General features: G+C 73.9%; 25 protein-coding genes and 1 riboswitch. Of the genes, 13 read left to right on the top strand and 12 right to left on the bottom strand.

The genetic code is table 11. From position 1 onward, the window contains the following. Window positions 1–69: 69 nt before the first annotated feature. A complete protein-coding gene (locus ACFUC1_RS10595; RefSeq protein WP_379119429.1) occupies window positions 70–1,167 on the bottom strand; it encodes a citrate synthase 2 in 1,098 nt (365 codons plus the stop codon). 170 nt (window positions 1,168–1,337) lie between these two features. Between ACFUC1_RS10595 and ACFUC1_RS10600 the strand changes: the two genes are divergently transcribed. Continuing rightward, window positions 1,338–1,919, top strand: a complete 582-nt coding sequence (locus tag ACFUC1_RS10600) for a pentapeptide repeat-containing protein (protein ID WP_379119431.1) — start codon at window positions 1,338–1,340, stop codon at window positions 1,917–1,919. A 41-nt stretch (window positions 1,920–1,960) separates the two neighbouring features. On the opposite strand, the gene ACFUC1_RS10605 is transcribed toward ACFUC1_RS10600, so the two are convergent. After that, on the bottom strand, window positions 1,961–2,731 hold the full coding sequence (locus ACFUC1_RS10605; protein WP_379119433.1) for an NYN domain-containing protein: 771 nt from the start codon (window positions 2,729–2,731) through the stop codon (window positions 1,961–1,963). A gap of 75 nt (window positions 2,732–2,806) precedes the next feature. Here ACFUC1_RS10605 and ACFUC1_RS10610 point away from each other — a divergent pair, with 75 nt between their 5' ends. Next, window positions 2,807–4,084: an MFS transporter gene (locus ACFUC1_RS10610; RefSeq protein ID WP_379119435.1), complete on the top strand. Its 1,278-nt coding sequence runs from the start codon at window positions 2,807–2,809 to the stop codon at window positions 4,082–4,084. A gap of 165 nt (window positions 4,085–4,249) precedes the next feature. Then, complete coding sequence (locus ACFUC1_RS10615; protein ID WP_379119437.1) at window positions 4,250–4,693, top strand: SRPBCC family protein; 444 nt, start codon at window positions 4,250–4,252, stop codon at window positions 4,691–4,693. 15 nt (window positions 4,694–4,708) lie between these two features. Here the strand turns inward: ACFUC1_RS10615 and ACFUC1_RS10620 are convergent, their stop codons facing one another. The 3 genes from ACFUC1_RS10620 to ACFUC1_RS10630 are packed head-to-tail and all read right to left on the bottom strand — an operon-like array spanning window position 4,709 to window position 7,633. Next, on the bottom strand, window positions 4,709–6,292 hold the full coding sequence (locus tag ACFUC1_RS10620; RefSeq protein ID WP_379119439.1) for a phytoene desaturase family protein: 1,584 nt from the start codon (window positions 6,290–6,292) through the stop codon (window positions 4,709–4,711). A gap of 46 nt (window positions 6,293–6,338) precedes the next feature. Beyond that, entirely contained in the window at window positions 6,339–7,217 is an 879-nt protein-coding gene (locus tag ACFUC1_RS10625; protein ID WP_379119441.1) for an oxygenase MpaB family protein, read from the bottom strand. After that, a complete protein-coding gene (locus ACFUC1_RS10630; RefSeq protein WP_379119443.1) occupies window positions 7,214–7,633 on the bottom strand; it encodes a hypothetical protein in 420 nt (139 codons plus the stop codon). The genes ACFUC1_RS10625 and ACFUC1_RS10630 overlap by 4 nt, the downstream gene beginning before the upstream one ends. A 135-nt stretch (window positions 7,634–7,768) precedes the next feature. Between ACFUC1_RS10630 and pdxH the strand changes: the two genes are divergently transcribed. The 3 genes from pdxH (at window position 7,769) to eda (ending at window position 11,195) form a co-directional block, all read left to right on the top strand. After that, window positions 7,769–8,449 (top strand): pyridoxamine 5'-phosphate oxidase, encoded by a 681-nt coding sequence (pdxH, locus tag ACFUC1_RS10635; protein ID WP_379119445.1) that lies wholly within the window; start codon window positions 7,769–7,771, stop codon window positions 8,447–8,449. A gap of 215 nt (window positions 8,450–8,664) precedes the next feature. Then, entirely contained in the window at window positions 8,665–10,545 is a 1,881-nt protein-coding gene (gene edd, locus ACFUC1_RS10640; protein WP_379119447.1) for a phosphogluconate dehydratase, read from the top strand. After that, window positions 10,542–11,195 (top strand): bifunctional 4-hydroxy-2-oxoglutarate aldolase/2-dehydro-3-deoxy-phosphogluconate aldolase, encoded by a 654-nt coding sequence (eda, locus tag ACFUC1_RS10645; RefSeq protein ID WP_379119449.1) that lies wholly within the window; start codon window positions 10,542–10,544, stop codon window positions 11,193–11,195. Before edd ends, eda begins: the two co-directional genes overlap by 4 nt. 1 nt (window position 11,196) lies before the next feature. Here eda and ACFUC1_RS10650 read toward each other — a convergent pair whose 3' ends face one another. The 3 genes from ACFUC1_RS10650 to ACFUC1_RS10660 all read right to left on the bottom strand — a co-directional run bounded on the left by ACFUC1_RS10650 (window position 11,197) and on the right by ACFUC1_RS10660 (window position 13,881). Beyond that, complete coding sequence (locus ACFUC1_RS10650) at window positions 11,197–11,853, bottom strand: DUF4232 domain-containing protein (RefSeq protein ID WP_379119451.1); 657 nt, start codon at window positions 11,851–11,853, stop codon at window positions 11,197–11,199. Between the two features lie 415 nt (window positions 11,854–12,268). Continuing rightward, the gene (locus ACFUC1_RS10655; RefSeq protein WP_379119453.1) at window positions 12,269–13,159 is read right to left on the bottom strand and encodes an SDR family NAD(P)-dependent oxidoreductase; all 891 of its coding nucleotides are present in this window, start codon (window positions 13,157–13,159) and stop codon (window positions 12,269–12,271) included. After that, window positions 13,156–13,881 (bottom strand): hypothetical protein, encoded by a 726-nt coding sequence (locus ACFUC1_RS10660; RefSeq protein ID WP_379119455.1) that lies wholly within the window; start codon window positions 13,879–13,881, stop codon window positions 13,156–13,158. Before ACFUC1_RS10660 ends, ACFUC1_RS10655 begins: the two co-directional genes overlap by 4 nt. Before the next feature lie 45 nt (window positions 13,882–13,926). Between ACFUC1_RS10660 and ACFUC1_RS10665 the strand changes: the two genes are divergently transcribed. From ACFUC1_RS10665 to ACFUC1_RS10680, 4 genes are all read left to right on the top strand, one after another. After that, on the top strand, window positions 13,927–15,147 hold the full coding sequence (locus tag ACFUC1_RS10665; protein ID WP_379119457.1) for an MFS transporter: 1,221 nt from the start codon (window positions 13,927–13,929) through the stop codon (window positions 15,145–15,147). Between the two features lie 26 nt (window positions 15,148–15,173). Then, window positions 15,174–15,872: a metal-dependent transcriptional regulator gene (locus ACFUC1_RS10670; RefSeq protein ID WP_379119459.1), complete on the top strand. Its 699-nt coding sequence runs from the start codon at window positions 15,174–15,176 to the stop codon at window positions 15,870–15,872. 172 nt (window positions 15,873–16,044) lie between these two features. Beyond that, window positions 16,045–16,250, top strand: a riboswitch (cyclic di-AMP (ydaO/yuaA leader). 4 nt (window positions 16,251–16,254) lie between these two features. Beyond that, on the top strand, window positions 16,255–17,004 hold the full coding sequence (locus ACFUC1_RS10675) for a C40 family peptidase (protein WP_379119462.1): 750 nt from the start codon (window positions 16,255–16,257) through the stop codon (window positions 17,002–17,004). Window positions 17,005–17,087: 83 nt separating this feature from the next. After that, the gene (locus ACFUC1_RS10680; RefSeq protein WP_379119464.1) at window positions 17,088–17,765 is read left to right on the top strand and encodes a DsbA family oxidoreductase; all 678 of its coding nucleotides are present in this window, start codon (window positions 17,088–17,090) and stop codon (window positions 17,763–17,765) included. 27 nt (window positions 17,766–17,792) lie between these two features. Here the strand turns inward: ACFUC1_RS10680 and ACFUC1_RS10685 are convergent, their stop codons facing one another. Further along, entirely contained in the window at window positions 17,793–18,890 is a 1,098-nt protein-coding gene (locus ACFUC1_RS10685) for a calcium:proton antiporter (protein WP_379119466.1), read from the bottom strand. 160 nt (window positions 18,891–19,050) lie between these two features. Between ACFUC1_RS10685 and ACFUC1_RS10690 the strand changes: the two genes are divergently transcribed. Further along, window positions 19,051–19,950, top strand: coding sequence for a DUF1028 domain-containing protein (locus ACFUC1_RS10690; RefSeq protein ID WP_379119468.1), 900 nt, complete (start codon window positions 19,051–19,053; stop codon window positions 19,948–19,950). An 88-nt stretch (window positions 19,951–20,038) separates the two neighbouring features. On the opposite strand, the gene ACFUC1_RS10695 is transcribed toward ACFUC1_RS10690, so the two are convergent. Continuing rightward, the gene (locus ACFUC1_RS10695; protein WP_379119470.1) at window positions 20,039–20,536 is read right to left on the bottom strand and encodes a PLDc N-terminal domain-containing protein; all 498 of its coding nucleotides are present in this window, start codon (window positions 20,534–20,536) and stop codon (window positions 20,039–20,041) included. Between the two features lie 126 nt (window positions 20,537–20,662). Further along, window positions 20,663–22,390, bottom strand: a complete 1,728-nt coding sequence (locus ACFUC1_RS10700; protein ID WP_379119472.1) for an alpha-glucosidase — start codon at window positions 22,388–22,390, stop codon at window positions 20,663–20,665. A gap of 154 nt (window positions 22,391–22,544) precedes the next feature. On the opposite strand from ACFUC1_RS10700, the gene ACFUC1_RS10705 reads away from it, so the two are divergent. Beyond that, window positions 22,545–23,915, top strand: a complete 1,371-nt coding sequence (locus ACFUC1_RS10705) for a glycoside hydrolase family 32 protein (RefSeq protein ID WP_379119473.1) — start codon at window positions 22,545–22,547, stop codon at window positions 23,913–23,915. Between the two features lie 48 nt (window positions 23,916–23,963). Beyond that, window positions 23,964–24,140: a hypothetical protein gene (locus ACFUC1_RS10710; RefSeq protein WP_379119475.1), complete on the top strand. Its 177-nt coding sequence runs from the start codon at window positions 23,964–23,966 to the stop codon at window positions 24,138–24,140. On the opposite strand, the gene ACFUC1_RS10715 is transcribed toward ACFUC1_RS10710, so the two are convergent. Next, the gene (locus ACFUC1_RS10715; RefSeq protein ID WP_379119477.1) at window positions 24,137–24,913 is read right to left on the bottom strand and encodes an ANTAR domain-containing protein; all 777 of its coding nucleotides are present in this window, start codon (window positions 24,911–24,913) and stop codon (window positions 24,137–24,139) included. The two genes, ACFUC1_RS10710 and ACFUC1_RS10715, sit on opposite strands and share 4 nt — an antisense overlap. Window positions 24,914–24,925 lie beyond the last annotated feature (12 nt).

Consider the following 24,925-nt stretch of genomic DNA (forward strand, 5'->3'; position numbering starts at 1 on the left):
CCCCGGCCCCCGCCCCCCACCTCGTGCTCGTGGGGCCGTCCCCGACGGTGCGGGGCGCGCTCCCTCGGCTCAGCCCTTGTAGCCGGCCACGTCCTCGAGGCCGCGCGGGCCCTCGCCGACGTAGCGCGAGGACGGGCGGATGAGGCGGCCCGTCTTCTTCTGCTCGAGGATGTGCGCCGCCCAGCCGGCCGTGCGGGCGGAGGCGAACAGCGGCGTCATCATGTTGCCGGGGACCTCGGCGAAGTCGAGCAGGACCGCGGCCCAGTAGTCGACGTTGGTCTCCATCTTGCGCTCGGGGTGGCGCTCGGCGAGGGCGGCGATGGCGGCCTTCTCCAGCTCGAGGGCGACCTCGTAGCGGGGCGCGCCGAGGCGCTGGCAGGTGTCGCGCAGGACGGCCGCGCGCGGGTCGTACGCCCGGTAGACCCGGTGGCCGAAGCCCATGAGACGCTCGCCGCGGTCGAGCACGCCCTGGACGTAGGCCGTGGCGTCGCCGGTGCGCTCGACACCCTCGATCATGTGCTGCGCGCGAGAGGGGGCGCCACCGTGCAGCGGGCCCGACAGTGCTCCGATCGCGCCCGACAGGCAGGCTGCGACGTCGGCGCCGGTGGACGCGATGACGCGGGCCGTGAACGTCGAGGCGTTCATGCCGTGCTCGGCCGCGGAGATGAAGTACGCGTCGATCGCCTCGACGTGCTTGGGGTCCGGCTCGCCGCGCCAGCGGATCATGAACCGCTCGACGATGGTCTTGCCCTCGTCGACCCGGCTCTGCGGCACCATCGGGGTGTCCTGGCCGTGGGCGGACTGCGCGATGAACGACAGCGTCATGACCGAGGCGCGGGCGAGCTGCTCGCGCGCCTCCTCGTCGCTGACGTCGAGCAGCGGCTTGAAGCCCCACACCGGCGCGAGCTGCGCCAGCGCCGACTGCGCGTCGACCCGGATGTCGCCGGTGTGCACCGGCAGCGGGAACGGCTCCGCCGGCGGCAGGCCCGGGTCGAACTCGTTGTCGACGAGCAGCCCCCAGACCTGGCCGAAGCTGACCCGTCCGACGAGGTCCTTGATGTCGACGCCGCGGTACCGCAGCGCCCCGCCTTCCTTGTCGGGTTCGGCGATCGCGGACTCGAAGGCGATGACACCCTCGAGGCCGGGCTTGAAGTCGCTGTCGGACATCGGCGTCCTCTCGGCTCGAGACGGCCAGCGGGTGCGCTGGCCGGTCGCTGGTGGGGCCGCCCACTCGTTCGGGCGGCCCGGCTCGTTACTGGCGGGTTCATTCTGCACCGTAGCGCCGGACCCGGCGACGTCCGCAGCACCCTGTCCGAGGGGTGGTCCACGATGGCGGCATGCTGCGACCCGAAGCCGACCTCGACGGCGAGGTCCTCACCGGCGACCTCTCCGGCTCCTCCGCGGGCAACGCCCGGTTCCTCGAGTGCACCTTCCAGCGGTGCGACCTCACCGAGCTCTCGGCGCCGCGGGCGCGGTTCGCCGACACCGGCCTGTATGCCGTGCACGGCGCGGGCGTCGACCTCGCCGAGTCGACGTGGCTCGACTGCGTCGTGCAGGGGGCGCGGCTGGGTGCGGTCCAGCTGTTCGGTGCGGAGCTGCGCCGGGTGCGGTTCGAGGGCTGCAAGATCGAGTTCCTCAACCTGAGGGGTGCGCGGCTGGCCGAGTGCGCGTTCGTGGACTGCCAGCTCGTCGAGCCCGACCTCGCCGAGGCGACGCTGGAGAAGGTCGACTTCGCCGGGTCGCGGCTGGTCGCGCCGGACTTCGGCCGGGCGCGGATGAAGGACGTCGACCTGTCCGGCGCCGACGTGGCGGGCCCTCGCGGGCTGGCCGGCCTGCGCGGCGCGACGGTGTCACGGCTGCAGCTCATCGGCCTCGCGCCCGCGCTGGCGGCGGAGCTGGGGATCGTGGTCGCGGACTAGCGGTTCCAGCTGGCGCGAAGGCCGGTTGCCGTGGTCGCGGGCTAGCGGTTCCGGCTCGAGCCGCCGCCACCGGACCCGCCGGCGACGCGCTTGTCCCGGACGGCGAGGGTGGGCTTGCCCTCGTCGCGCATCTCGAACAGCTCGGTGGCCTTGATGAGCGCGGTGAGCTTGGCGTAGCCGTAGTTGCGCGAGTCGAACGACGACTGGTTCGCGATGAGGTTGCCGACCGCGCCGACGCCGGCCCAGCCGTCGTCGTCGGCGGCGTTCTGCACCGCCCGCCGCAGCAGGGCGACCAGCTTGGTGTCCTGCTTGAGCTCCTGGGTCGTGGCGCGCAGCCGGGTCGTCGGCGCCTCCTCGGTGTCGGGCTCCTCCTGGGCGTCGCGCAGCTGGTCGAGCACGAGGAACCGGGTGCAGGCGTTCTGGAACGGCATCGGCGTCTTGCGGTCGCCGAACCCGTAGACGGCGGCGCCCTTCTCGCGCAGGTGCATCACGAGCGGGGTGAAGTCTGCGTCGGAGGAGGCGATCGCGAACGCGTCCGGGGCGTCGGTGTAGAGCAGCGTCATCGCGTCGATGACCAGCGCCATGTCGCTGGCGTTCTTGCCCTTGGTCTGGTCGAACTGCTGCACGGGCCGGATCGCGTTGTCGCTGAGCACGGCGGTCCAGCCGGCGAGCTCGGGCTTGGTCCAGTTGCCGTACGCGCGGCGGATGTTGGTCTCGCCGAAGTTCGACAGCTCGTTGAGGATCAGGTCGATCCGCTTGGCCGAGGCGTTGTCGGCGTCGATGAGCAGGGCGATCCGGGGCTTGGCGTCCACCCCGCCACCGTACGGAATCGGTGCGGGCGGCGCCCGGCAACGGCGGAACCGGTGCCGCGGCATACGCTCCATCCCGTGCCGTTGCTCCTGGACCTGACCCCGCTGCGGGCCAACCCGGCATACCGGCGCCTCTACACCGGCTTCACGCTCTCGAACGTCGGCTCGCAGCTCGCGGTCGTCGCGGTCGGGCTGCAGGTCTACGACCTCACCCGCTCGACCGCGGCGGTCGGCGTCGTCGGGCTGTGCGCGCTCGTCCCGCTCGTCGTCATGGGGCTGTACGGCGGCGCGCTCATCGACCACTTCGACCGGCGGCGGGTCGGGCTGGTCGCGCAGTCCGTCGCGTTCCTCACCAGCGTGGCCTGCGCGGTCCAGGCCTGGCTCGGCAACACCCACGTGAGCGTGCTCTACGCGCTCGTGGCCGTGTGGAACGGCGCCTTCGCCGTCACCTCACCTGCGCGGACCTCGATCTACCCGCGCATCCTCGACCGCGACCTGCTCCCTGCCGCCAACGCCCTGTCGGTCTTCGCCATGAACGCCTCGCTCACCGTCGGCCCGCTGCTCGCGGGCGTGCTCGTCGACTGGGGCGGCTTCCGCACGGCGTACACCGTCGACGCGGTGATCACGACCGCGGCTCTGTGGGGACTGTCCACGCTGCCACCGCTCCCGCCGGACCACGGCGAGGACGGTCCGCCGACGACCCGGCCGGGCCTGCGGTCGGTGCTCGACGGGTTCGCCTTCCTCGCCACGCGCCCGAACGTCCGGATGACGTTCATCGCGGACATCGCCGCGATGTTCCTCGCCCAGCCGCGGGTGCTGTTCCCCGCAGCGGGTGCGGTGATCTTCGGCGGCGGCGCCAAGACGGTGGGCGCGCTGTCGGCGGCGGCCGCGGTCGGCGGCATCCTCGCCATGTTCTTCTCCGGCCGGCTCGGGCACGTGCGCCGCCAGGGGGCTGCCATCCTCGTCGCCATCGTCGGGTGGGGAGCGGCGATCGCCGGCTTCGGGGTCTCCATGCTCGCCGCCGGTGGCGCGCTGTCCCGCTCGCACGCCCTGTATGCCGGCCTGGTCGCCATGGCGGTCGCCGGCGCCTCGGACTCGGTGAGCGCCGTGTTCCGCACGACGATCCTCCAGGCGGCGACGCCGGACTACCTGCGCGGCCGGCTGCAGGGCGTCTTCATCGTCGTCGTGGCGGGCGGCCCACGGCTGGGGGAGCTGGCCGGTGGCGTCGTTGCGTCGCGGATCGGGGAGGGGCGGATGGCGCTGTTCGGCGGGATCGCGTGCGTGCTGGCGATGGGCGTGCTGGCGCGGCTGCAGCCGGGCTTCGTCCGGTACGACGCGCGCCGGCCGACGCCGTGACGCCGGTCCCACGTCCCTGATCGAGCTGGCCGATCAGGGACGTGGGACGCGCGGAGACCTCGCGAACCGGGTGCAGGCCGCTGGCGCGTTGCAGCTCGAGGCGACGTGCCGTGGCTGCTGCGGCATGCTCGAGGAGGACCGGGCAGTCGAGGGCAGGAGTAGGACGTGGCGACGGTGAGCCGACGGTGCAAGGCGCCCGGCAGCGTGGTGTGGCAGGTGCTGGCCGACCCGTGGATGTACCCGAGCTGGGTGGTGGGCGCCTCACGGCTGCGCGATGTCGAGGGCTCCTGGCCGCGGGCGGGCGCGCGGATCCACCACTCGGTGGGAGCCTGGCCCCTGCTGCTCGACGACCACACCGAGGTGGTCGAGTCGCACGCGCCGACCGAGCTCACCCTCCAGGCCAAGGGTCGCCCGCTCGGTGAGGCGCTCGTCGTCATGCGGGTCGACGACGACGGTGACGGCTCGCTCATCACGATGGACGAGACCATCGTCCGCGGGCCCGGGGCCACGTTGCCGGACCGCGTCGTCGACCCGTTGATCGCGTGGCGCAACACCGAGGGGCTGCGCAGGCTCGCCCTGATCGCCGAGGGCCGCGCGGGCGAGCGCTGAGGTGGTGCTGCCGGTTCAGCGGTAGAGCCAGTGCAGCGCCGCCAGCTCGAGCCGGTGCCTCGGCCTGCCCCACCAGGCCGAGTCGGTGAGCGCTGCGCGCGCGGCGAGGTAGCCGCACGCGCCGTGCACGCCCCCGCCCGGGTGCGCCGACGCGCTCCCGAGGTAGAGGCCGTCCACCGGCGTCCGCGGGCCGCCGAGCCCCGGCACCGGCCGGAACACCAGCTGCTGGAACAGCTGGTTCGTCCCACCGGCCACGGCCCCGCCCACGAGGTTCGGGTCCGCCCCCTGCAGGTCGGACGGGAGCTGCACCCACCGCTCGACCAGGTGCTCGCGCCACCCCGGCGCGAACGCGTCGAGCATCTCGTCCATCCGGTCGGCGAGCAGCGCCCCGCTCGCGTCGTCGCTGACGCCGCGCGGCAGGTGCGAGTACATCCAGACCGTCTCGGTGCCGTCGGGCGAGCGGGTGGGGTCCGTCGTCGTCATCTGCCCGAGGAGGGCGAACGGCTTCTCCGGCACCGTGCCGCCGGCCAGGTCCGCCTCCCAGTGCATGAGGCCCTGCCGGTCGTGGCCGACGTGCACGACCCCGGCGCCCCGCGCCGACTCCGCCGTCCAGGGCAGCGGAGCCGACAGGCGCAGGTTGACCTTGACCGTGGGCAGGTCCCACTCGAAGTGGTCGAGGTCCTGCAGCAGCCGGGCCGGGACGCTGTCCGCCGGCAGCAGGCTCCGGTAGAGCGCGGGAGCCGTGGTGTCCGCGATGACGGCCCGCCGCGCCCTGACCCGCCGGCCGTCCGCCGTCTCGACACCGACGGCCCTGCCGCCCGAGGTCACGACGCGGCTCACCGTGACGCCCGTGTCGACCCGCGCACCCGCGGTCTCGGCCCGGCTCCGCATCGCCTGCGCAAGTCGCCCGGTGCCGCCGACCGGGGACGGGAAGCCCACGTCCTGCGCCAGCATCGCCATGATCAGGCCGAACAGCCCGCTGCCGGGTGCCTCGGAGGGGATGTCGGCGTGGGCGGCGTTGCCCGCCAGGAGCATGCGGGCCTGCTCGCCCTCGAAGCGTTCGACCGCGAACCGGTTGAGCGGCAGCAGGAACTCGCGTGCCAGCCGCAGGACGTCGCGCGCCCCCACGGACCGCACGAGCCGACCGCCCGCACGCACCGGCGGCCACCGGGTGAGCAAAGCGTCGATGAACGGGTCCCGGATGTCGTGCCAGAAGCCGACGAGGTCGTGCCAGGCCTGCTCGTCGCCCGGGTGGTCGACCGCCAGGCCACGGGCGGTGACGGCCGGGTCGCGGTGGATCAGCGCGCCCCTCGGGTCCTCCGGGGTGCCGGCGTGGGCGACGACGCGGTCCACCCGGCTCCAGCGCAGGCCGTGCGACTCGAGGTCGAGGCCGCGGATGACGGGTGAGATCGCGGCCAGCGGGTGGCACGAGCTGAACTCGTCCATCACCCAGCCGTCGCGCTCGACGGAGGCGACAGCGCCCCCCACGGTGTCGCGGCGTTCCAGGACGAGGACGTCCCACCCGGCGTCGGCGAGCACCGACGCGGCCACGAGGCCGTGGTGTCCCGCTCCGATGACCACTGCGTCGACGCTCTCCACAGCGCCACCCTTGCAGCGTCCGGGCGGGGGGACCACCCGAGCCGGGCTAGGACACCTGGCGCGGGTCCTCGGCGTGCATCGCCCAGCGCACGACGGCGGTCGCGGCCCCGCCCAGCGGACGACCGACGACGTGCTCGGTCACCGGCAGCCAGGGCAGCCGCAGCGGCCGGCGGGCCCAGCGCGGCAGCATGGCCACGGCCCCGGCGGCGAGCGCGGCATACCCGGGCCGGGCGGCCGGCGGCAGCGGTGGGTTCACGAGGAGGAAGCGCGCGGCCTCCCGGGCGGCGGGCGTCCCTGCCAGCTCCGGGCGGAAGTCCTCGATCGTGGCGCGCAGGCCGGCCACCGTGGTCGGCGGGTCGACGACCCCGAGCTGCCGCGCGACGACGGCCACCTGCTCGACGTAGGTGTCGGCCTCGGCGTCGCTCAGCGGCTCGCGGGCATACCGCTGGAAGGAGGTCAGGAAGGAGTCGGCCTCCGTGACGTGGACCCACAGCAGCAGGTGCGGGTCGCTCGCGGCATACGGCCGGCCGTCGGGGGCCGTGCCGCGCACCCGCTCGTGGATGGAACGGACCCGGGCGATGGCCTCCTGCGCGTGCTCGATCGTGCCGAACGTCGTCGTGGCGAGGAACTCGCTCGTGCGCTGCAGCCGGCCCCACGGGTCGCCCTTGTAGCCGGAGTGTGCCGCCACGCCGGCCATCGCCAGCGGGTGCAGGGACTGCAGCAGCAGCGCCCGGATGCCTCCGGGGAACATGGCTGCGTCCGCATGCACGCGCCAGACCGGGTCGTCCGGGCCGAACCAGCGCTCGCCCTCGGACTGCCAGATCCGGGCGGCCTTCGTCTGCGCGTCCTCCCCGGCGACGCGCGAGCGCAGGGCGCGGCCGAGCCCGCGCCGCGCCCCGGAGGTGATCGGCTCGAGGAGCGTCATGCGCGCCGCCCTGCGCCGGTACCGCGCCCGCGCACCGACCGCGGCAGGGCCTTGACCCGCTCGACGGGCGTCGGCAGGTCAGCCGGGCGCACCCGGGTGGAGAGGTCGCTGTGCGCGACGAGCTGGGCCAGCGGCGTGGTGGTGGCCGGGTGCGCGGCGACCGGCTCGTCGCCGGTGAACACGACCCAGACGGGCTCGCCGTGGTCGGCCGCCGGGTCGAACGTCTTGAGCACCGTCCCCTCGCGCAGCGTGGCGGCGTGCTCGAGCGCGCGTCGCTTCGCCCGCTGGCGGTCCAGCACGGTCTGGGCGGCCTTCATCGCCGGCTCCTTGGCCTGCTGGGCGAGGACGACGACGTGGGGGCCGTACTTGACGCCCCACTTCACGACCCGGCCGACGGCGCGACCCCTGTCCGGCATGCTGCCTCCCTGACGCCCTGCGTCCTCGTGGCCGCCGACCCCTGGCGCGGGTCGCCGGCTCTCCTCGGGTTCCAGCCTAAGCCGGTCCGGACGGGTCCGCCGGTGGCGGTGGCGGGCGCGCAATACGCTGCCGCCATGGACGATGTGCGGCGCGTGGACTACGTCGGGACGGGCATCTCGGAGGACGAGGTGGCGCCGACGCCGTGGCAGCAGGCCCGGCGCTGGGTCGACGACGCGCTGACCCGCGCCGACGCCCAGGCCGACGTCCCGGAGCCGCTCGCCATCTCCGTCGCCACGGTCGACGCAGACGGCCTGCCGAACGTCCGCACCGTCCTCATGCGGTTCTTCGACGAGCGCGGCCCGGGCTTCGTCACCAACACCGAGTCGTCCAAGGGCGTCGAGATCGCCGCGTCCGGCGGGATCGCCGCCGCCCTGACCTGGCCGGCGATGTACCGCGCCATCCGCTTCCGCGGGCACGCGCAGCCGCTGGACCGCGACGAGGTGGCCGGCTACTTCGGGTCACGGCCGTGGGCGTCGCGGATCTCCGCGTGGGCCTCGCAGCAGTCGCGCCCGGTCGAGGGGCGGGCCCAGCTGGAGGAGGCCTACGAGCGGTATGCCGCGCAGTGGCCCGACCACGGGAACCCCGACGACGTGCCCGTCCCCGACTTCTGGGGCGGCTACCGCGTCGCCTGCGACGAGGTCGAGTTCTGGGGCGGCCGCCGCAACCGGCTGCACGACCGGCTCGTCTTCACCCGCGTGGGCGACGGCGACCTCGACGACACGGGCGCCTGGCGCCTCTGGCGCCGCCAGCCCTGACGCCCGAGCCCCCGTCCCTGCCCGCGGCCGACGGTCCTCCGCCGGAGTGGACCGGCCGAGCACGACCTGTCCACTCTGCGGCCCTACCCGTCCGTATGCCGGGACGACCCTGCCCCCTCCCGGCTCCTGTCCGCACACTGGTGACGCACGTCACAACGCAGGCGCCAGAGTCGTCGTCCGCGGTCCGTCACAGACCGTCGACCGCCAGGAGACCCATGGCCGCCGTCCACCCCGTCGTCGCCGACGTCACCGCCCGGGTGACCGAACGCAGCCGCGCGAGCCGCACGGCATACCTGCAGCGCATCTCCCGCGCCGCCTCCGAGCTGAGCCTGCGCCCCGCGCGCACCGACCTGGGCTGCTCCAACCTCGCCCACGCCGTCGCTGCCTGTGGAGGGGCAGACCGCGCCGTCCTGTCGGCCGAGACCGGGGTCGGCGTCGGCATCGTGACGTCGTACAACGACATGCTGTCGGCGCACGCGCCGTTCGAGCACTACCCGCAGGAGATCAAGGCAACCGCGCGCGAGCTCGGTGCCGTGGCGCGGGTCGCCGGTGGGGTGCCGGCGATGTGCGACGGCATCACGCAGGGGCGGGCGGGCATGGAGCTCAGCCTGTTCAGCCGCGACGTCATCGCGATGTCGACGGCCGTGTCCCTGTCGCACGACGTCTTCGACGCGGCGCTGCTGCTCGGCGTCTGCGACAAGATCGTCCCGGGGCTCGTCATGGGCGCGCTGTCGTTCGGCCACCTGCCGACCGCGCTCGTCCCGGCCGGCCCGATGGCCAGCGGCCGCTCGAACGCGGAGAAGGCCGAGACGCGCAAGGCGTACGCCGCCGGCGAGGCCGGCCGCGACGAGCTGCTCGCCAGCGAGGTCGCGTCGTACCACTCGCCCGGCACCTGCACCTTCTACGGCACCGCGAACTCCAACCAGATGCTCATGGACGTCATGGGCCTGCACCTGCCCGGCGCCGCGTTCGTCCACCCGGACGACCCGGTGCGCGCGGCCCTCACGGCCGCCACCACCCGCCGGGTGATCGAGATCGCGGCCGGCGGGGACCGGTACGGCATCGGCCAGGTCGTCGACGAGAAGTCGGTCGTCAACGGCGTCGTCGCCCTGCTCGCGACCGGCGGCTCGACCAACCACACGATGCACCTCGTCGCCATGGCGGCCGCGGCCGGCATCGACCTGCGCTGGGAGGACTTCGACGACCTGTCGACGGCCGTCCCGCTGGTCGCGCGGATCTACCCCAACGGCACCGCCGACGTGAACCACTTCCACGCCGCCGGGGGCACGCCGTTCCTCGTGCGCACGCTGCTCGACGCCGGGCTGCTCCACGAGGACGTCCTCACCCTCGACGGCCCGGGCCTGCGGCGGTACACCCGCCGCCCGGTCCTCGGCGAGGGCGGGGCGCTGGAGTTCGTCGAGGCGGCCGAGGAGTCGCTCGACCGCGACGTCCTGCGCCCCGCGCACGACCCGTTCGAGCCGGACGGCGGCCTGCGCCTGCTGCGCGGCACCCTCGGGCAGGCGGTCATCAAGACGTCCGCGCTCGCCGAGGAGCACCGGGTCGTCGAGGCGCCGGCCCGCGTCTTCACCGACCAGGTCGGGTTCCTCCAGGCGTTCTCCCGGCGCGAGCTCGACCGCGACGTCGTCGTCGTCCTGCGCGAGCAGGGCCCGTCGGCCAACGGGATGCCCGAGCTGCACGCCCTCACCCCCTCGCTCGGGGTGCTCCAGAAGCGCGGGTATGCCGTCGCGCTGGTCACCGACGGGCGGATGAGCGGGGCGTCGGGCTCGATCCCGGCCGCCATCCACGTCACCCCGGAGTCGGTGCACGCCGGCCCGATCGCCAAGCTGCGCGACGGCGACGTCGTGCGCGTGGACGCGGTCACCGGGCGGCTGGACGTCCTCGTCGACGAGGCCGAGTTCGCCAGCCGGCTGCCCGCGCCGCGCGTCACGGAGGAGGGTGTCGGGACCGGGCGCGAGCTGTTCGGTGCGATGCGCTCGGCCGTCGGCCGCGCCGACGAGGGCGCCCACGTCTTCGGCACCCTGACCAGCGTCCCCGAACCCGTCGTCCCGCACCTGCCGCAGGAGGAGTCCCGATGACCGCCGTCACGACCAAGCCCGTCATCTCGGGGGAGGCCGACATCCTCGGCCTCGCACCCGTCATCCCGGTCGTCGTCGTCGACGAGGTCGCCCAGGCCGTGCCGCTGGCCCGCGCCCTGCTCCGCGGCGGCATCCCGGTCATCGAGCTCACGCTGCGCAGCGAGGCCGGGCTCGGCGCGATCGAGGCCGTCGCGTCCGAGGTCGAGGGGATCGTCGTCGGGGCGGGCACGGTCGTCACCCCCGCGCAGGTGCAACAGGTCGTCGACGCTGGCGCGCAGTTCCTCGTCACCCCCGGCTCGCCGCCGCGGCTGGTCGAGGCAGCGCTCGCCTCCGGGCTCCCGCTGCTGGCGGGCGCCGGCACGCTCACCGAGATGCTGACGCTCGCCGAGGCCGGGCTCGAGGTGCAGAAGTTCTTCCCCGCGGAGGCGAGCGGTGGCCGGCCCTACCTGTCCGCCGTGGCCGGTCCCTGCCCGCAGCTGCGGTTCTGCCCGACCGGCGGGATCACGCCGCAGACGGCGGCCGACTGGCTGGCCCTGTCCAACGTCGGCTGCGTCGGCGGGTCCTGGCTGACGCCGAAGGACGCCGTGGCGCAGGGCGACTGGGCCCGCATCGAGCAGCTCGCCAGGGAGGCCGCGGCCCTTCCGCGCTGAGTCAGGTGCGGAACGGGCGCACCGACAGCAGGTGGACGTCGCTGTTGCTGCACGCCGCGGCCGGGTACGGCGCGTACTGGGCGGCCGTGTCGCCGGGCAGGTAGACGCGCAGGCCCGTGGCCCTGGCCAGCTGGCAGCGCGGTCCGTAGTTGGCGGCCTGGGTCACCCGGACCATCGCGGTGGCCGAGGCGCCGGGCGCCAGCCGCACGAGCGGGCTCGCCTGCCCCGGCTCGCGGTCTGCGGCCGCACCGAGCTGGGCGCCGGTGGCCGAGGCGCTCAGGGAGACGCCCGGGAACCCCTCGAGGGTGCAGGTCACGCGGCCGGTGTTGGTCGTGACGAGCTCGACGCCGTAGCTGCCTGCTGCTGCGCCGCCGGGTTCGGGGACCGCTCGGGTGCTGGTGGCGGCGGCCGTGCACCGGCGGGCGGCTGATGTCGTCGCGCCGCTGCCGGAGCTCGCCGAGCCGGTCGAGGTGGTGCTCGAGGAGCTGCTGGCGCTGCTCGACCCCGACGACGTGGGCGCAGCGCTCGAGCTGCTCGAGCTCGACGAGCCGCCCGAGGTGCCACCACCGCCACCGCACGCAGCCAGGGCGAGCCCTGCGGTCAGGGCGAGGGCGACCCCCGCCACCTGGTGTCGGTCTGTCTTCGCGGTGGTGCCCATGACCCGCCTCCTGTCGTTCCCCTTGCCCTTGTGACGTCTGGGGCGACCTGGGGGTTGGCATGAGGGGAACCGGGGCTGGGCAGGAAACAGCCCGTGGGCCCTGCCTGCCGAGACGAGCGGCGAGGCGTGCGCAGGGGACGACCTGCGCGGCCCACGGGCTGCGGTGGTACTGCTGGGATTGCGCTCTCGCGCCCTCGAAGCAGTCGAGGGTGCGCTAGCGCGCAGCCACCTCACGCGTCCTATGGGAAATCACTTCCTGGACCACCTCCTTTCCGTGTGCTCAGAACGCTATGTCGGGTGGTCGCGTCCTGCAACGGTTTTCCCGCTGGGCGAACACGGAACAAGCACGGCTGGGCGGAGGTGGCTGAGCGGCGGCTCCACGGCGCGGCCGCCGCTCCGGCACGGCCGGCCGGGCTCAGGATTCCCGGTGGACCTTGTACGAGGCGGCCTGGCGGCGAGGCTTGATGACGAGCAGGTCGATGTTCACGTGCGCCGGCCGGTCGACCATCCAGACGATCGCCTCGGCGACGTCGGCGGCCACGAGCGGGTCGGGCACCCCGGCATACACGGCGTCGGCACGCTCCTGGTCGCCCCCGAACCGGGTGAGCGAGAACTCCTCGGTGCGCACCATGCCCGGCGCGATCTCGGTGACCCGGACCGGCTGGTCGACGAGCTCGAGCCGCAGCGTCTCGGTGAGGGCGGCCACCGCGTGCTTCGCGGCGGTGTAGCCCGACCCGCCCTCGTAGACCGTGCGACCGGCGATCGACCCGACGTTGACGATCGTCCCCGCGCCGGAGGCGACGAGGGCGGCCAGCAGGGCCTGGGTGACCTGGAGGGTGCCGATCACGTTGGACTCGTACATCCCGCGCCAGTCCGAGACGGCGGTCTGTGCGGCCGGCGCCAGGCCCAGCGCGCCGCCGGCGTTGTTGACGAGCACGTCCAGCCGCGGGCCGACGGCCTCGGCGAGCCGGGCCACGTCGTCGGCCGAGGACACGTCACACGCGACGGCGCGGCCGGCGATCTCCCGCGCCAGGGCCTCGATGCGGTCGGCGCGGCGGGCTGCGACCACGACCTCGAAGCCGGCCGCGGCGAGCTGCCGCGCGGTCTCGGCGCCGATGCCGCTCGAGGCGCCGGTGACGACCGCCAGGCGCCGGCCGGTCGCCCCGCCGGTCGCCTCGCCGGTCGCCTCGCGGTGCGCGCCGTCGCCCGTGGTCGCCGTCGAGCCCTCTGCTGCTGCGCCCTCGGTCGCTGCGTCCCTGCTGTCCGTCACGTCATTCCTCTCCACGTTGCCCGTGTCCGTGCTCACGTCAGTGCTCCCGCCGGCCGGACGGCCGTCGGGTCGACCGAGATCCATGTCGCCTCGGCCCGGCCCAGGACGCGCCCGTCCGGCGCGTGCAGGGAGGTGCCGCTGAACGTCTTGCGGCCCTCGGCGCCACGCTGCCACGCCATGACGACGTGCGGGACGCCGGGCCGGGGCAGCTCGTCGACGACCGCGGTCACCGTGCCCAGCACCATGGGGCGCCCGGCGAACCCGGACGACCAGCCGCCCGGGCAGTCCAGCGCGGCCCACACCGTCTCCACGTCGACATCGTCGCCGGGCGTCCACGCGGCGGCATACGCGCCACTCCCGCCCTCGACGCGTCCGGGCCGCAGCCGCAGGCCGTCGCCGGGTGCGCGCCCCGTGCCGCACGCGAAGCAGGTGGGGAAGGGGTGGTCGACGTCGCCCTCGTACCGGTCGCCCGCAGCCACCGCGACGTCGTGCGCGACGGGTGCGGGTGCGCCCTCGGCGCTCGGCCGGGCCGCGGCGAAGGCCTCGAGGACGAGGTGGTCGCCGTCGCTGACGCGGACGACGCCGTCCTCGCGCGTGACGGCCAGGGGCCGGTCCAGCGGGGGAGGCGTGCGGAGTCGGACCGTCACGGCAGGATGGTCGCTGGTCGTCGCGACGAGGCGCGCGGCGTGACCGCTCGTCCAGCCGCCGTTGCCCGACTCGGGCGGCCCGCAGAACCGGGCGGGGATGACGAAGTCCATGTGCCGAACGTACCCGCCGGGGAGCGGGCCGGAACGAGGGGTGGAATGGGGACACCGCCGACGGGCACCGAGGCCGGCTTCCGGCTGCGCAGCATCGCCGTGCCCGCCTACGGGCCGACCGTCGTCGCGGCGGTCGGAGCCGGCGCCACGCTGCCGGTCGTGGCGCTCACCGCCCTGGACCTGGGCGCCAGCCCGTCGGTGGCCGCGCTCGCGGCCGGGGCCGCGCTCGTGGCCGAGCTGTTCTTCGCCGTGCCGGCCGGGGCGATGGTGCACCGGATCGGGGAGCGGCGGGCGCTGCTGGCCGCCGGGGCCGTCGACGCCGTCGCCTCGCTGGCCGCCCTGCTCGCCCCGAACGTCGCGGTGCTGTTCGTCGCGGTCTTCGCGACGGGCTTCACCTCCTCGATGTTCCTCGTGGCGCGGCAGGCGTACCTCATCGACGCCGTGCCGTACTCCATGCGGGCCCGGGCCATGTCGACCCTGGGCGGGGTCAACCGGATCGGCCTGTTCGTGGGCCCGTTCGTCGGCGCGCCGGTCATCTCGGCCTGGGGCGCCCAGGCGGCGTTCGGCGTCGCCGTGGTGTCCGGCCTCGCGGCCAGTCTGCTCGTGTGGCGGGCACCGGACATCACGGCCCACCACGAGGAGGCGGAGCGCGCGCAGGCGCAGACGAGCACCCGCCGGGTGCTGTGGGCCCACCGCCGCACGTATGCCACGCTCGGGCTCGGCATCCTCGTCATCGGCGCCGCGCGGTCGGCCCGGGTCGTGCTCGTGCCGCTGTGGGCCGCCCACGTGGGGCTGTCCGCGTCGGCGACGGCCGTCATCTTCGGCGTCACGGGGGGCATCGAGATGCTGCTGTTCTACCCGGCGGGCTCGGTGATGGACCGGTTCGGCCGGTTCTGGGTGGCGGTGCCGTGCGCGGTGCTGCTCGGGGTGGGGGCCCTGCTGCTGCCCCTGACCCACACGGCATACACGGTGCTGGGCGCGTCCCTGCTCGCCGCAGTCGGCAACGGTCTGGGCTCGGGCATCGTGATGACCCTCGGGGCCGACACCGCGCCCAGCGTCGGGCGCTCGCAGTTCCTCGGCGGCTGGCGGTTCATGTCGGTCATCGGCGGCAGCGGTGCCCCTCTGCTCATCAGCGCCGTCACCGCCCGGGTCGGGCTCGCCGCCGCGTGCGTCGGGATCGGCGGGCTCACCCTGCTCGGGACGGGGTGGCTGGGGTACTGGGTCGCCCGGTTCGAGCCGGGCCGGGGCGACGCCGGGGCACGCTGACGCCCGCAGGTGGCAGGCTTGGGCCCGTGACGGACCTGATCGACACCACCGAGATGTACCTCAAGACGATCTTCGAGCTCGAGGAAGAGGGCATCCCGCCGCTGCGCGCCCGCATCGCCGAGCGGCTCGCGCACTCGGGTCCGACCGTGTCGCAGACCGTCGCCCGCATGCAGCGCGACGGGCTGCTGACCCTCGCCGGGGACCGCCACCTCCAGCTCACCGACGAGGGCCGTCGCCTCGCCACGCGCGTCATGCGCAAGCACCGGCTGGCAGAGCGCCTGCTCATCGACGTCATCGGCCTGGAGTGGGAGTACGTCCACGACGAGGCCTGCCGCTGGGAGCACGTCATGTCCGAGCGGGTCGAGCGCAAGATCCTGGCCCTGCTCAAGGACCACCACGACTCGCCGTACGGCAACCCGATCCCGGGGCTGGACGAGCTGGGCGAGGCCGAGCCGACGGAGGACTTCCGCTCCGGGCTGCACACCCTGACCGAGCTGGCCGGGGCCGAGCCCGAGACGGTGCTCGTGCGCCGGATCGGCGAGCCGGTGCAGGTCGACCACGAGGCGCTGAGCCTGCTGACCGTGGCCCGGCTGCTGCCCGGCGAGCGCGTGCGCGTGCACCGGGCCGACGGCCGGGTCGTGGCGGTGCGCGAGGGCGCGCCCGAGTCGACCGGCGTGTCCCTCCCGGACGACGTGGCGCAGCACGTGTTCGGCGCGCTCGTCTGAGCGCCGGCTGGACGCCCGCCGGGGGGCCACTGGGGGCCTCCTGAGCACGGACCGGGACCTCCATCTGGCGTCGTGTGGCACTTTCTTGGACGGACCGTGACCGTGGCGTGACTTTCGCCAGAGGGTTGTGTACGGTTTCCCACGGTTCCTCAGCCCCCCGAGGATCCGGCCCGATGTGGACACGCCTAGTCCTGCCGCCACGACCGGGTCAGCAACGAACACCGCTTGGCAGGAGCGGGGGACCCACTTGTGGGCCGTCTCCGGACGGTCCTTGGGGTGAAGTCCTCGGGAGTACGGCCGCGAGGTCGGGCGAACGAGGACCGGGTGATCTACCTCCACCCGAACCCGACAGCTCACCTCGTAGGCGCTGGAGGTTAATCCCGTGGCTTCTCCCAGTGCTGGCCGCCACCGCGCGCCCGGTCGTTTCAACCCCGTCTCCGAGCTGTCCGGCATCGTGGCCACCGCCGCCCAGCCGGCCGTCAAGACCTCTGCCGTGATCGCGGCCTCCGGTGGTCTGGTCGCCTCGTTCGCGCTCCCGGCCTCGGCTGCCCCGGCCGCCACGACCAAGACTGCCGGTCAGGCTGCGTCCGTGGCGCCCGTCGCCGTCAAGGCCCCCGAGGTGGCCGCCCCCGAGGCCACCGACGCCTTCGGTGTCATCGGCTTCCAGGCCACGGCCAAGCCGAAGCCTGCGCCGGCCCCCGCGCCGGCGACGGTCGTCCGCGTGACGGACACCCAGACCGCGAGCCGATCGACCGACCGCGCCCCGCTGACGAAGGACTACACCAACCTGCAGCCGGCTGCCGGTGGCGTCCTCGCCATCGCGGCGCAGTACCAGGGCCTGCCGTACAAGTACGGCGGCACCAGCCCGTCGACCGGCTTCGACTGCTCCGGCTTCACCCAGTGGGTCTTCCGCCAGGTCGGCATCTCCCTGCCGCGCACCGCGGAGGAGCAGCGTCAGGCGGCGACCCCGGTGTCGAACCCGCAGCCCGGCGACCTCGTCTTCTTCGGCTCGCCCGCCTACCACGTCGGCATCTATGCCGGGAACGGCATGATGTGGGACAGCCCGCGCACCGGCGAGACCGTGCAGAAGCGCTCCATCTGGTCCGGCAACGTGTCCTACGGCCGCCCGTGACCTGAGGCTCGAGCCCCCGACGAAGGCCCCGACCGCTCCTGCGGCCGGGGCCTTCGTCATCCCGTTCGTGTTCAAATGGACCCATGACTGCTGTGGAGATCGACGTCTGGGCCGATGTGGTCTGTCCCTGGTGCTACATCGGCAAGCGCCGGCTCGAGCAGGCGATCGCCGAGAGCGCCCACCCCGCGGACGTGACGGTGACCTACCACGCGTACGAGCTCGACCCGGGCGCCCCGGTCGGCGACGGGAGCCTCGTGCTGTCCTGGCTCGCCGAGCGCTACGGCACCGACCTCGACGGCGCCCGCGAGATGGCCGAGCGCCCTGCAGTGCTCGGCCGCCCCGACGGCCTCGAGATCAACGTGGACGAGCAGCGCCGGGCCAACTCCTTCGACGCCCACCGGATCATCGCGCTCGGCCTGGCCCAGGGTGGCCACGCGCTGCAGGCGGCGGTGCTCGAGCGGCTCTACAGCGCCCACTTCACCGAGGGCAGGCAGATCGACGACATCGAGACGCTCCAGCGGCTGGGCGCGGAGGCGGGGCTCGACGGCCGTCGCCTCTCGGCGGTCCTCGCGAGCCGTGAGTATGCCGACCACGTGCGCCAGGACGAGCGCGCCGCCACGGAGATCGGCATCACCGGCGTCCCGTTCTTCATGGCGAACCGCAAGGTGGCCCTGTCGGGCGCGCACTCGGTCGAGGTCATCGGCCAGCTGATCGACGCCGCGACCGATGGCTCGCCGGAGGCCATGACCCAGGGCGCCTGAGCGCCCGCGCAGTGCCGCGCCCCCGGCTCAGGGGTTGATGGCGAGGAAGACGAACGCGGCGAGCAGGACGAGGTGCACCCCGCCCTGCAGCCGCGTCGCCCGACCCGGCACCACGGTCAGCACGCTCACCACGACGGTCAGGGCGAGCAGCACCATCTGGGTCGCGCCGAGCCCGAGGACGAGTGGGCCCTCGAGCCAGATCGACGCGAGCGCGATCGCCGGGATGGTGAGGCCGATGCTGGCCATGGCCGACCCGAGGGCGAGGTTGAGGCTGATCTGGATCCGGTTGCGTCGGGCGGCGCGCACCGCGGCGAGGGTCTCGGGCAGCAGCACGAGCAGCGCAATGACGACGCCGACGAACGACTGCGGGAAGCCGGCGGCGGCCACGCCCGACTCGATCGCGGGGGACTCGACCTTGGCGAGCCCGACGACGGCGACGAGCGAGACGAGCAGGAGGCCGAGCGAGGCGTAGGTCTCACGGTCGGTCGGCGGGTCGGCGTGCCCGTCGTCGAGCGGCTCGCCGTCCTTGCCGACCGGCAGGAAGAAGTCTCGGTGCCGCCGGGTCTGGGTCGACACGAACATGCCGTAGAGCGCGAGCGAGACGACCGCCGCGAACGCGAGCTGGCTGCTGGTGAACTCGGGCCCCGGCTGGCTGGTGGTGAACGTGGGGACGACCATCGTCATCACCGCGAGCGTCGTGACGGTGGCGAGCGCGGCGCCGGCGCCCTCGGCGTTGAACGCGATGAGCCGGTACCGCAGCGCCCCCATGAACAGGGCCAGGCCGACGATGCCGTTGCAGGTGATCATCACGGCCGCGAAGACGGTGTCGCGGGCGAGGGTGTCGGTGTCCTTGCCGCCGCTGACCATGAGCGTGACGATGAGCGCCACCTCGATGATGGTCACGGCGACGGCCAGCACGAGGGAGCCGAACGGCTCCCCGACGCGGTGCGCCACGACCTCGGCGTGGTGGACGGCGGCGAGGACCGCGAGGCCGAGGACGACCGCCACGAGGACGACCGGCAGCGCGCCGAGGTGGCGTCCCCAGGTGAGGGCCAGCGCCACGAGCGCCAGGGGCGGCGCGAGGGTGGTCCAGGTGAGCAGGGGACTGGTCGTTCGCGCGGCCATGGGACATTCTCGCAGGTCCCGGGCGCGAGCCGGACCAGACGCCGGTGACCGGACGCCGACCACCAGCACCGGACACCGGTGACGGATGCCGACCACCAGCACCGGACACCGGTGAGCGGACGGCCTGCCGGATCGTCCCGGCCCGGCTAGCGTCCGGGAGGTGACCTTCTCGATCGTGGCCCAGGACGGCGACTCCTTCGGGGTGGCCGTCGCCAGCAAGTTCCCCTTCGTCGGCGCGGTCGTCCCGGACGCGCGGCTCGGCCTCGGCGCCGTCGCGACCCAGGCGATGGCGCGGGTGTCCTACCGCGACACCGCGCTGGAGGCGCTGTCCTCCGGTGCGGACGCGGCGGCCGCCATCGCGGCCTGCACCGGTCCGGACGACGAGCGCGACCACCGCCAGCTCGGCGTGGTCGGGCGCGACTCGCAGGCGACCTGGACCGGGCCGTCGTGCCTGCCCTGGGCCGGCGGCGTGAGTGGGCGGGACGGGTCCGGCGCCTACGCGATCCAGGGCAACATCCTCGTGGGCCCCGAGGTCGTCGAGGCGATGGAACGCGCGTGGCTGGCGTCGGCCGGGCGGCCGTTCACCGACCGCCTCGTCGCCGCGCTGCTCGCCGGTGACGACGCCGGCGGCGACAGCCGTGGGCGGCAGGGCGCTGCGCTGTATGCCGTGCGGCCGGGTGCCGGGTACGACCAGTACGGGCTGCTCGCCGACGTCCGGGTGGACGACCACCCCGACGCCCCCCGCGAGCTGGCGCGCCTGGTGGGGCTCAACGACCTGCTGTTCGGGTCGCCGGAGGACGTGCAGCCGCTCGAGGGCGCGCTCGCCGACGAGGTGCTGGCCCGGCTCGAGTCGATCGGGTTCAGTGGCGGCTCGGCGGCCGAGGCGCTGGCGGCGTGGGCGTCGGAGGAGAACTACGAGACCCGGCTCAGCCCCGACGGCATCGATGCCAAGGTGCTCGGTGCCCTGCGGGCGGAGACGGACGAGGACCGGCTCGAGGGCCTCGGCGACGACGAGCACGCCGAGGACGAGGCCGAGGACCACCTCGACGAGGAGGAGTAGCCCGGACGGCCCTTCGGGGCTCGACGAGCCTGAGGAGCCCGGACGGCCCTTCGGGCCTCGACGAGCCTGAGGAGCCCGGACGGTGCGGTCAGGCCTCGGGGAGCGGGGCGTCCGGCTCGGAGGTCGGGTCGGTGCGGGCGGCCTCACCCCGCCTGCGCTGCAGCTCCTCCTCGCGGGCACGACGGGCGGCCCGCTCGCGCTCGACGGCCTCGCGCTCCGCCCGCTCGCGCTCGGCCCGCTGCCGCCTGGCCTCGGCCATCTGCGCCTCGGCGCGTTCGCGGACCTTGCGCAGGAACTCGGCGTCGTCGTCCGGGTTGGTCGCCACCGCGCGTCCCGGCCGGTCGTACTCCGGGTATGCCGTGCCGCGGTTCCCCTTGTACGGCAGGCCGCCGCGCGGCGACGACTCCGGCCGACCGGCCACCAGCCAGGCGACGGCCCCGACGACGGACGTGACGAGCACGACGAAGACCCAGGTCGCCTTGCTCAGGTTCCTGATGCGGCTCTCGTCGGTCATGATCACGTCCAGCAGGCAGTACACCCACAGTGCCGTGCCCAGGATCCCCAACCCCAGTTCAGCGCGAATCACGCCGCGATGGTGGCACACCGGCACACCGCCGGGAGGCGAAACCGGACATCTCGCTCACACCCCCACCCGAACGACGGAGGCCAGGCGGGTGCTCCATACCCGGCTTGGCCGGCGGTCCGGGAGGGGTCAGGTGGTGCGGCGCAGGATGCGGGCCTCCCAGGCGCGCAGCGGCTCCACGACGGACGACGGGTCGTCGGCGAGGTTGCCCAGCACCAGGTCTGCGCCCGACCAGCCGTCGAGACCCGGCACGTCGTCCGGGGTGACCGCGAGCTCGTCGGCCGAGAAGTTGGCCAGCACCAGCAGCTCGGTGCCCTCGAAGGTGCGGGTGAACGCGTACAGCGTCGGGTGCTCGGGCGCCAGCATCGTGAAGTGGCCGTGCGCGACCGCGGGCTCGGTGCGGCGCAGCTCGATGAGCCGGCGGTAGTGGTGGAACACCGAGTGGTCGTCGGCCACGGCCGCCTCGGCGTTGATCTCGGGGTAGTTGGGGTTCACCCGCGCCCACGGCGTGCCGGTCGTGAAGCCGGCGTTGGCCGAGGCGTCCCACTGCATCGGTGACCGGGCGTTGTCGCGGCTGCCGAGGCGCAGGTTGTGCAGCACCCACTCGGGGTCGGCACCGGCCTCGACCGCGGTGCGGTGGTAGTTGACCGACTCGATGTCCTGGAAGTCCTGCGGCCCGGCGAACGGCACGTTCGTCATGCCGAGCTCCTCGCCCTGGTAGACGTACGGCGTCCCGCGGTGCAGGTGCAGCACGCTGCCGAGGAGCTTCGCCGAGGCCACACGGTGCTCGGGCGCGTCCGACCCGAACCGGGAGACCGCCCGGGGCTGGTCGTGGTTGTTCCAGTACAGCGAGTTCCAGCCGATGTCGGCGAGGTCCTCCTGCCAGCGGCCGAACGACGCCTTGAGGTCGCGCAGGTCGATCGGCTTGCGGTCCCACTTGTGCTCGCCGTGGTCGAGGTCGACGTGCTCGAACTGGAACACCATGTCCACCTCGTGCCGCGCCGGGTCGGTGAAGAGCAGCGCCTCCTCGACGGTGACCATCGGCATCTCGCCGACCGTGAGGTACTTCTGCGACCGGCCCTCGAACACCTCGCGGTGCATCTCCTGCAGGAACTCGTGGATCCGCGGGCCGCAGATGTAGAAGGGCGTCCCGTCGCCGAGCACCGTGCCGGCGATCGGCCGGCCGTCGGGCAGCGACCCGTCCGGCCCGACGTGCTTGGAGATCATGTTGATGACGTCCATGCGGAAGCCGTCGACCCCGCGGTCGAGCCACCAGCGCATCATCGCGTAGACGGCCTCGCGGACCTGCGGGTTCTCCCAGTTGAGGTCGGGCTGCTTGCGGCTGAACAGGTGCAGGTAGTACTCGCCGGTGGCCTCGTCGAGCTCCCAGGCGGGGCCGCTGAACGACGCCTGCCAGTTGGTCGGCTCGGCCCCGGGGGCGCCGGCCTCGTGGCCGTGGCGCGGCGGGCGCCACCAGTACCAGTCGCGCTTGGGGTTGTCCGTGGAGGACCGCGACTCCACGAACCACGGGTGCTCGTCGGAGGTGTGGTTCACCACGAGGTCCATGACGATGCGGATGCCGCGGGCGTGAGCCTGCTCGATCAGCCGGTCGACATCGGCGAGGGTCCCGAAGGTCGGGTCGATGTCCTCGTAGTCGCTGATGTCGTAGCCGTTGTCGTCCTGCGGGCTGCGGTAGATCGGCGAGAGCCACAGCACGTCGATGCCGAGTGTGTGCAGGTAGTCGAGTCGGTCGATGATGCCGGGCAGGTCGCCGATGCCGTCCCCGTCGGTGTCCTGGAAGCTGCGCGGGTAGATCTGGTAGACGACTGCCTCGCGGAACCACTGGTCATCGGTCATGGGTCGCAAGTCTCGGGCCCACCGCCGGGTCGCGGCAACAGCGGGTCAACCGCTGGGCGGGGACCGCCGTCCGGGTCGTGGGTGGCAGCAGGCCCTTCGGCCGAGAGGGCGGCGCCGGACCCGCGGCACCCACCGCGTCCGCGAGGATGTCCCGGTGACGACTGACGCGCAGGGCGCCGCCGGCTCGGCCGCAGGCCCGGACTGGCGACCCCGCGCCCACTTCACCCCCGCGCGGCACTGGATGAACGACCCCAACGGGTTGGTCCACCACGACGGCACCTGGCACCTGTTCTTCCAGCACAACCCCGAGGGCCCCGACTGGGGCAACATGAGCTGGGGCCACGCCACGAGCACCGACCTCGTGCACTGGACCGAGCACCCGGTCGCCTTGCCGCACGACGTCGACACGGGCGATCAGGTGTTCTCCGGCTCGGTCGTCGTCGACCACGGGAACACCACCGGCCTGCGCCGTGAGGGCGACCCCTTCCCGCCGTTCGTCGCGGTGTGGACCAGCGCCCGTGAGGGGCACCAGGCCCAGTGGCTCGCGTGCTCCCGCGACGCCGGCGCGACCTGGGAGCGCTGCGCCGGGCCGGTGCTCGACCGCGGCTCGGCGGACTTCCGCGACCCCAAGGTCTCGTGGTGGGAGCCCGGCGACGGGGCCGACGGGTTCTGGCTCATGGCGGCGGTCGAGGCGGTCGAGCGGCTCGTGGTCCTCTACCGCTCCGCCGACCTCTGGCGCTGGGAGCTGCTCAGCGAGCTGGGCCCGTTGCCGCAGCCCCCCGGCATCTGGGAGTGCCCGGACCTCGTGCGGCTGCCGGTCGAGGGGGAATCCGGTGCGGAGGGGCACGTCCTCGTGCTGAGCGGCAACGACGGCACGGTGCGCGGCTGCGGGACCTGGTATGCCGTGGGCTCCTTCGACGGCGTGCGGTTCACGCCGGACGCCCGCGGCTTCCGACGCCTCGACCACGGTCCGGACGACTACGCGGCCGTGACGTGGAACGACGCCCCCTGCGGGCGGCGGGTGCTGCTGGGGTGGATGTCCAGCTGGGCCTACGCCGGGGACCTGCCGACGACGCCGTGGCGGGGTGCCATGACCCTGCCGCGGGAGCTCTCGCTGCGGCGACGTGAGGGGGGCGACCTCGTCCTCGTGCAGCGGCCGGTGGAGGAGGTCCGGCCGGCGCCGGGGCTGCAGTGGCTCGAGGTCGACCTCGACGTCCGTGACCAGCCGTCGGCGACGGTCGAGCTGGCGGGTGGGAGCGACGGTGACGTGGCCCGGCTCTCCTACGACCGGGGCACGGGGCTGCTGTCGCTGGCGCGGGGCCCGTCGGCCGGCGACGCCCGGCCGTTCCACCCGGCATACCCGTGCGTCTCGTCCGCCCCGGTCGAGGCTCGTGACGGGGTCGTGCGGCTCGACGTCGCCCTCGACGCGTGCAGCGTCGAGGTCTTCGCCGCGGGCGGTGAGGTGGTGCTCACGGCCCTGGTGTTCCCGGACGGGCCGATGAAGCCGCGGGCCATCCCCAGATGACTCGGCTGGGGGATGACGACTGGTCAGTCCGCCGTCCTACCGTGAGTTGTGGGGTCGGGGCCGGACGGGGTCGAGGACCGGGCGCTCGCCGAGGAGATCGTGCTGCTGGGCGAGCTGATGGCCGCTGCCGCTGAGCAGGGGCAGCACCTGTCCGACGCCGAGGTCGACGAGGTCCTGGGCGTCACGCGCCCGATCCCGCCGGACGAGGGGGAGCAGGCGTCCTAGTGGCGGTGACGGGCGGCGAGCAGCTCGGCGGGGTCGAGGCGCCGCTGCACGACGTCGTCGGCCACCTCGGCGAGCTTGCGCCGGTGGGCGCGGCTCCAGCTGCGCAGGTGCGCGAACGCGGCGTCCATGTCGACGCCTCCACGCTCGGCGATGACGCCCTTGGCCTGCTCGACGACGATGCGGCTGGTCAGCGCGCTCTGCAGCTGCTCGGCCAGCAGGGAGGCCCGCTGGGACGCCCGCTGCTGCAGGATCCCGATGGTCGCGACGTCGGCGAGCGACTGCGCGATGCGCTGCTCGGCCGCGCTGAGCGGCGGCCGGTCGACGCTGTTGAAGAGGTTGAGCCCGCCGATCGTGTCGTTGCGCAGGCGCAGGGGCAGGGCCTGCACAGAGGTGAACCCCGCCTCGCCGGCGGCCCGGGCGAACTGCGGCCACTCATCAGCCGAGGCCGCGATGTCGGGCACCGTGACGGCTCGGCGCTCGCGGACGCACTGGGGGCACGGCCCCTCCTCGGTCTGGATCTGCAGCAGCTCCAGCAGCCGCGTCTGCTCGCTCGAGGAGGCGACCAGGCTGAGGTTGCCCTCCTGGTCCACGAGCATCAGCCCGACCTGGCTCACGTCGAGCAGCTCCACGCACGACTGCACCAGCTGGTCCAGCAGGTCCACGACGTCGTAGTCGTCCACCAGGGTGTCGGCCAGTGCCACGAACCGCTGTGCGAGCAGCACGTACCGCTCGGTCTCGTCTCTGGCGGTCTGTCCCGCCTGTCCCGTGCTCATCCTGCCTCCTCG

Origin of the sequence: Pedococcus sp. NPDC057267, assembly GCF_042668795.1 — a bacterium.
In the GTDB taxonomy this organism is placed as follows: Bacteria; Actinomycetota; Actinomycetes; order Actinomycetales; family Dermatophilaceae; genus Pedococcus.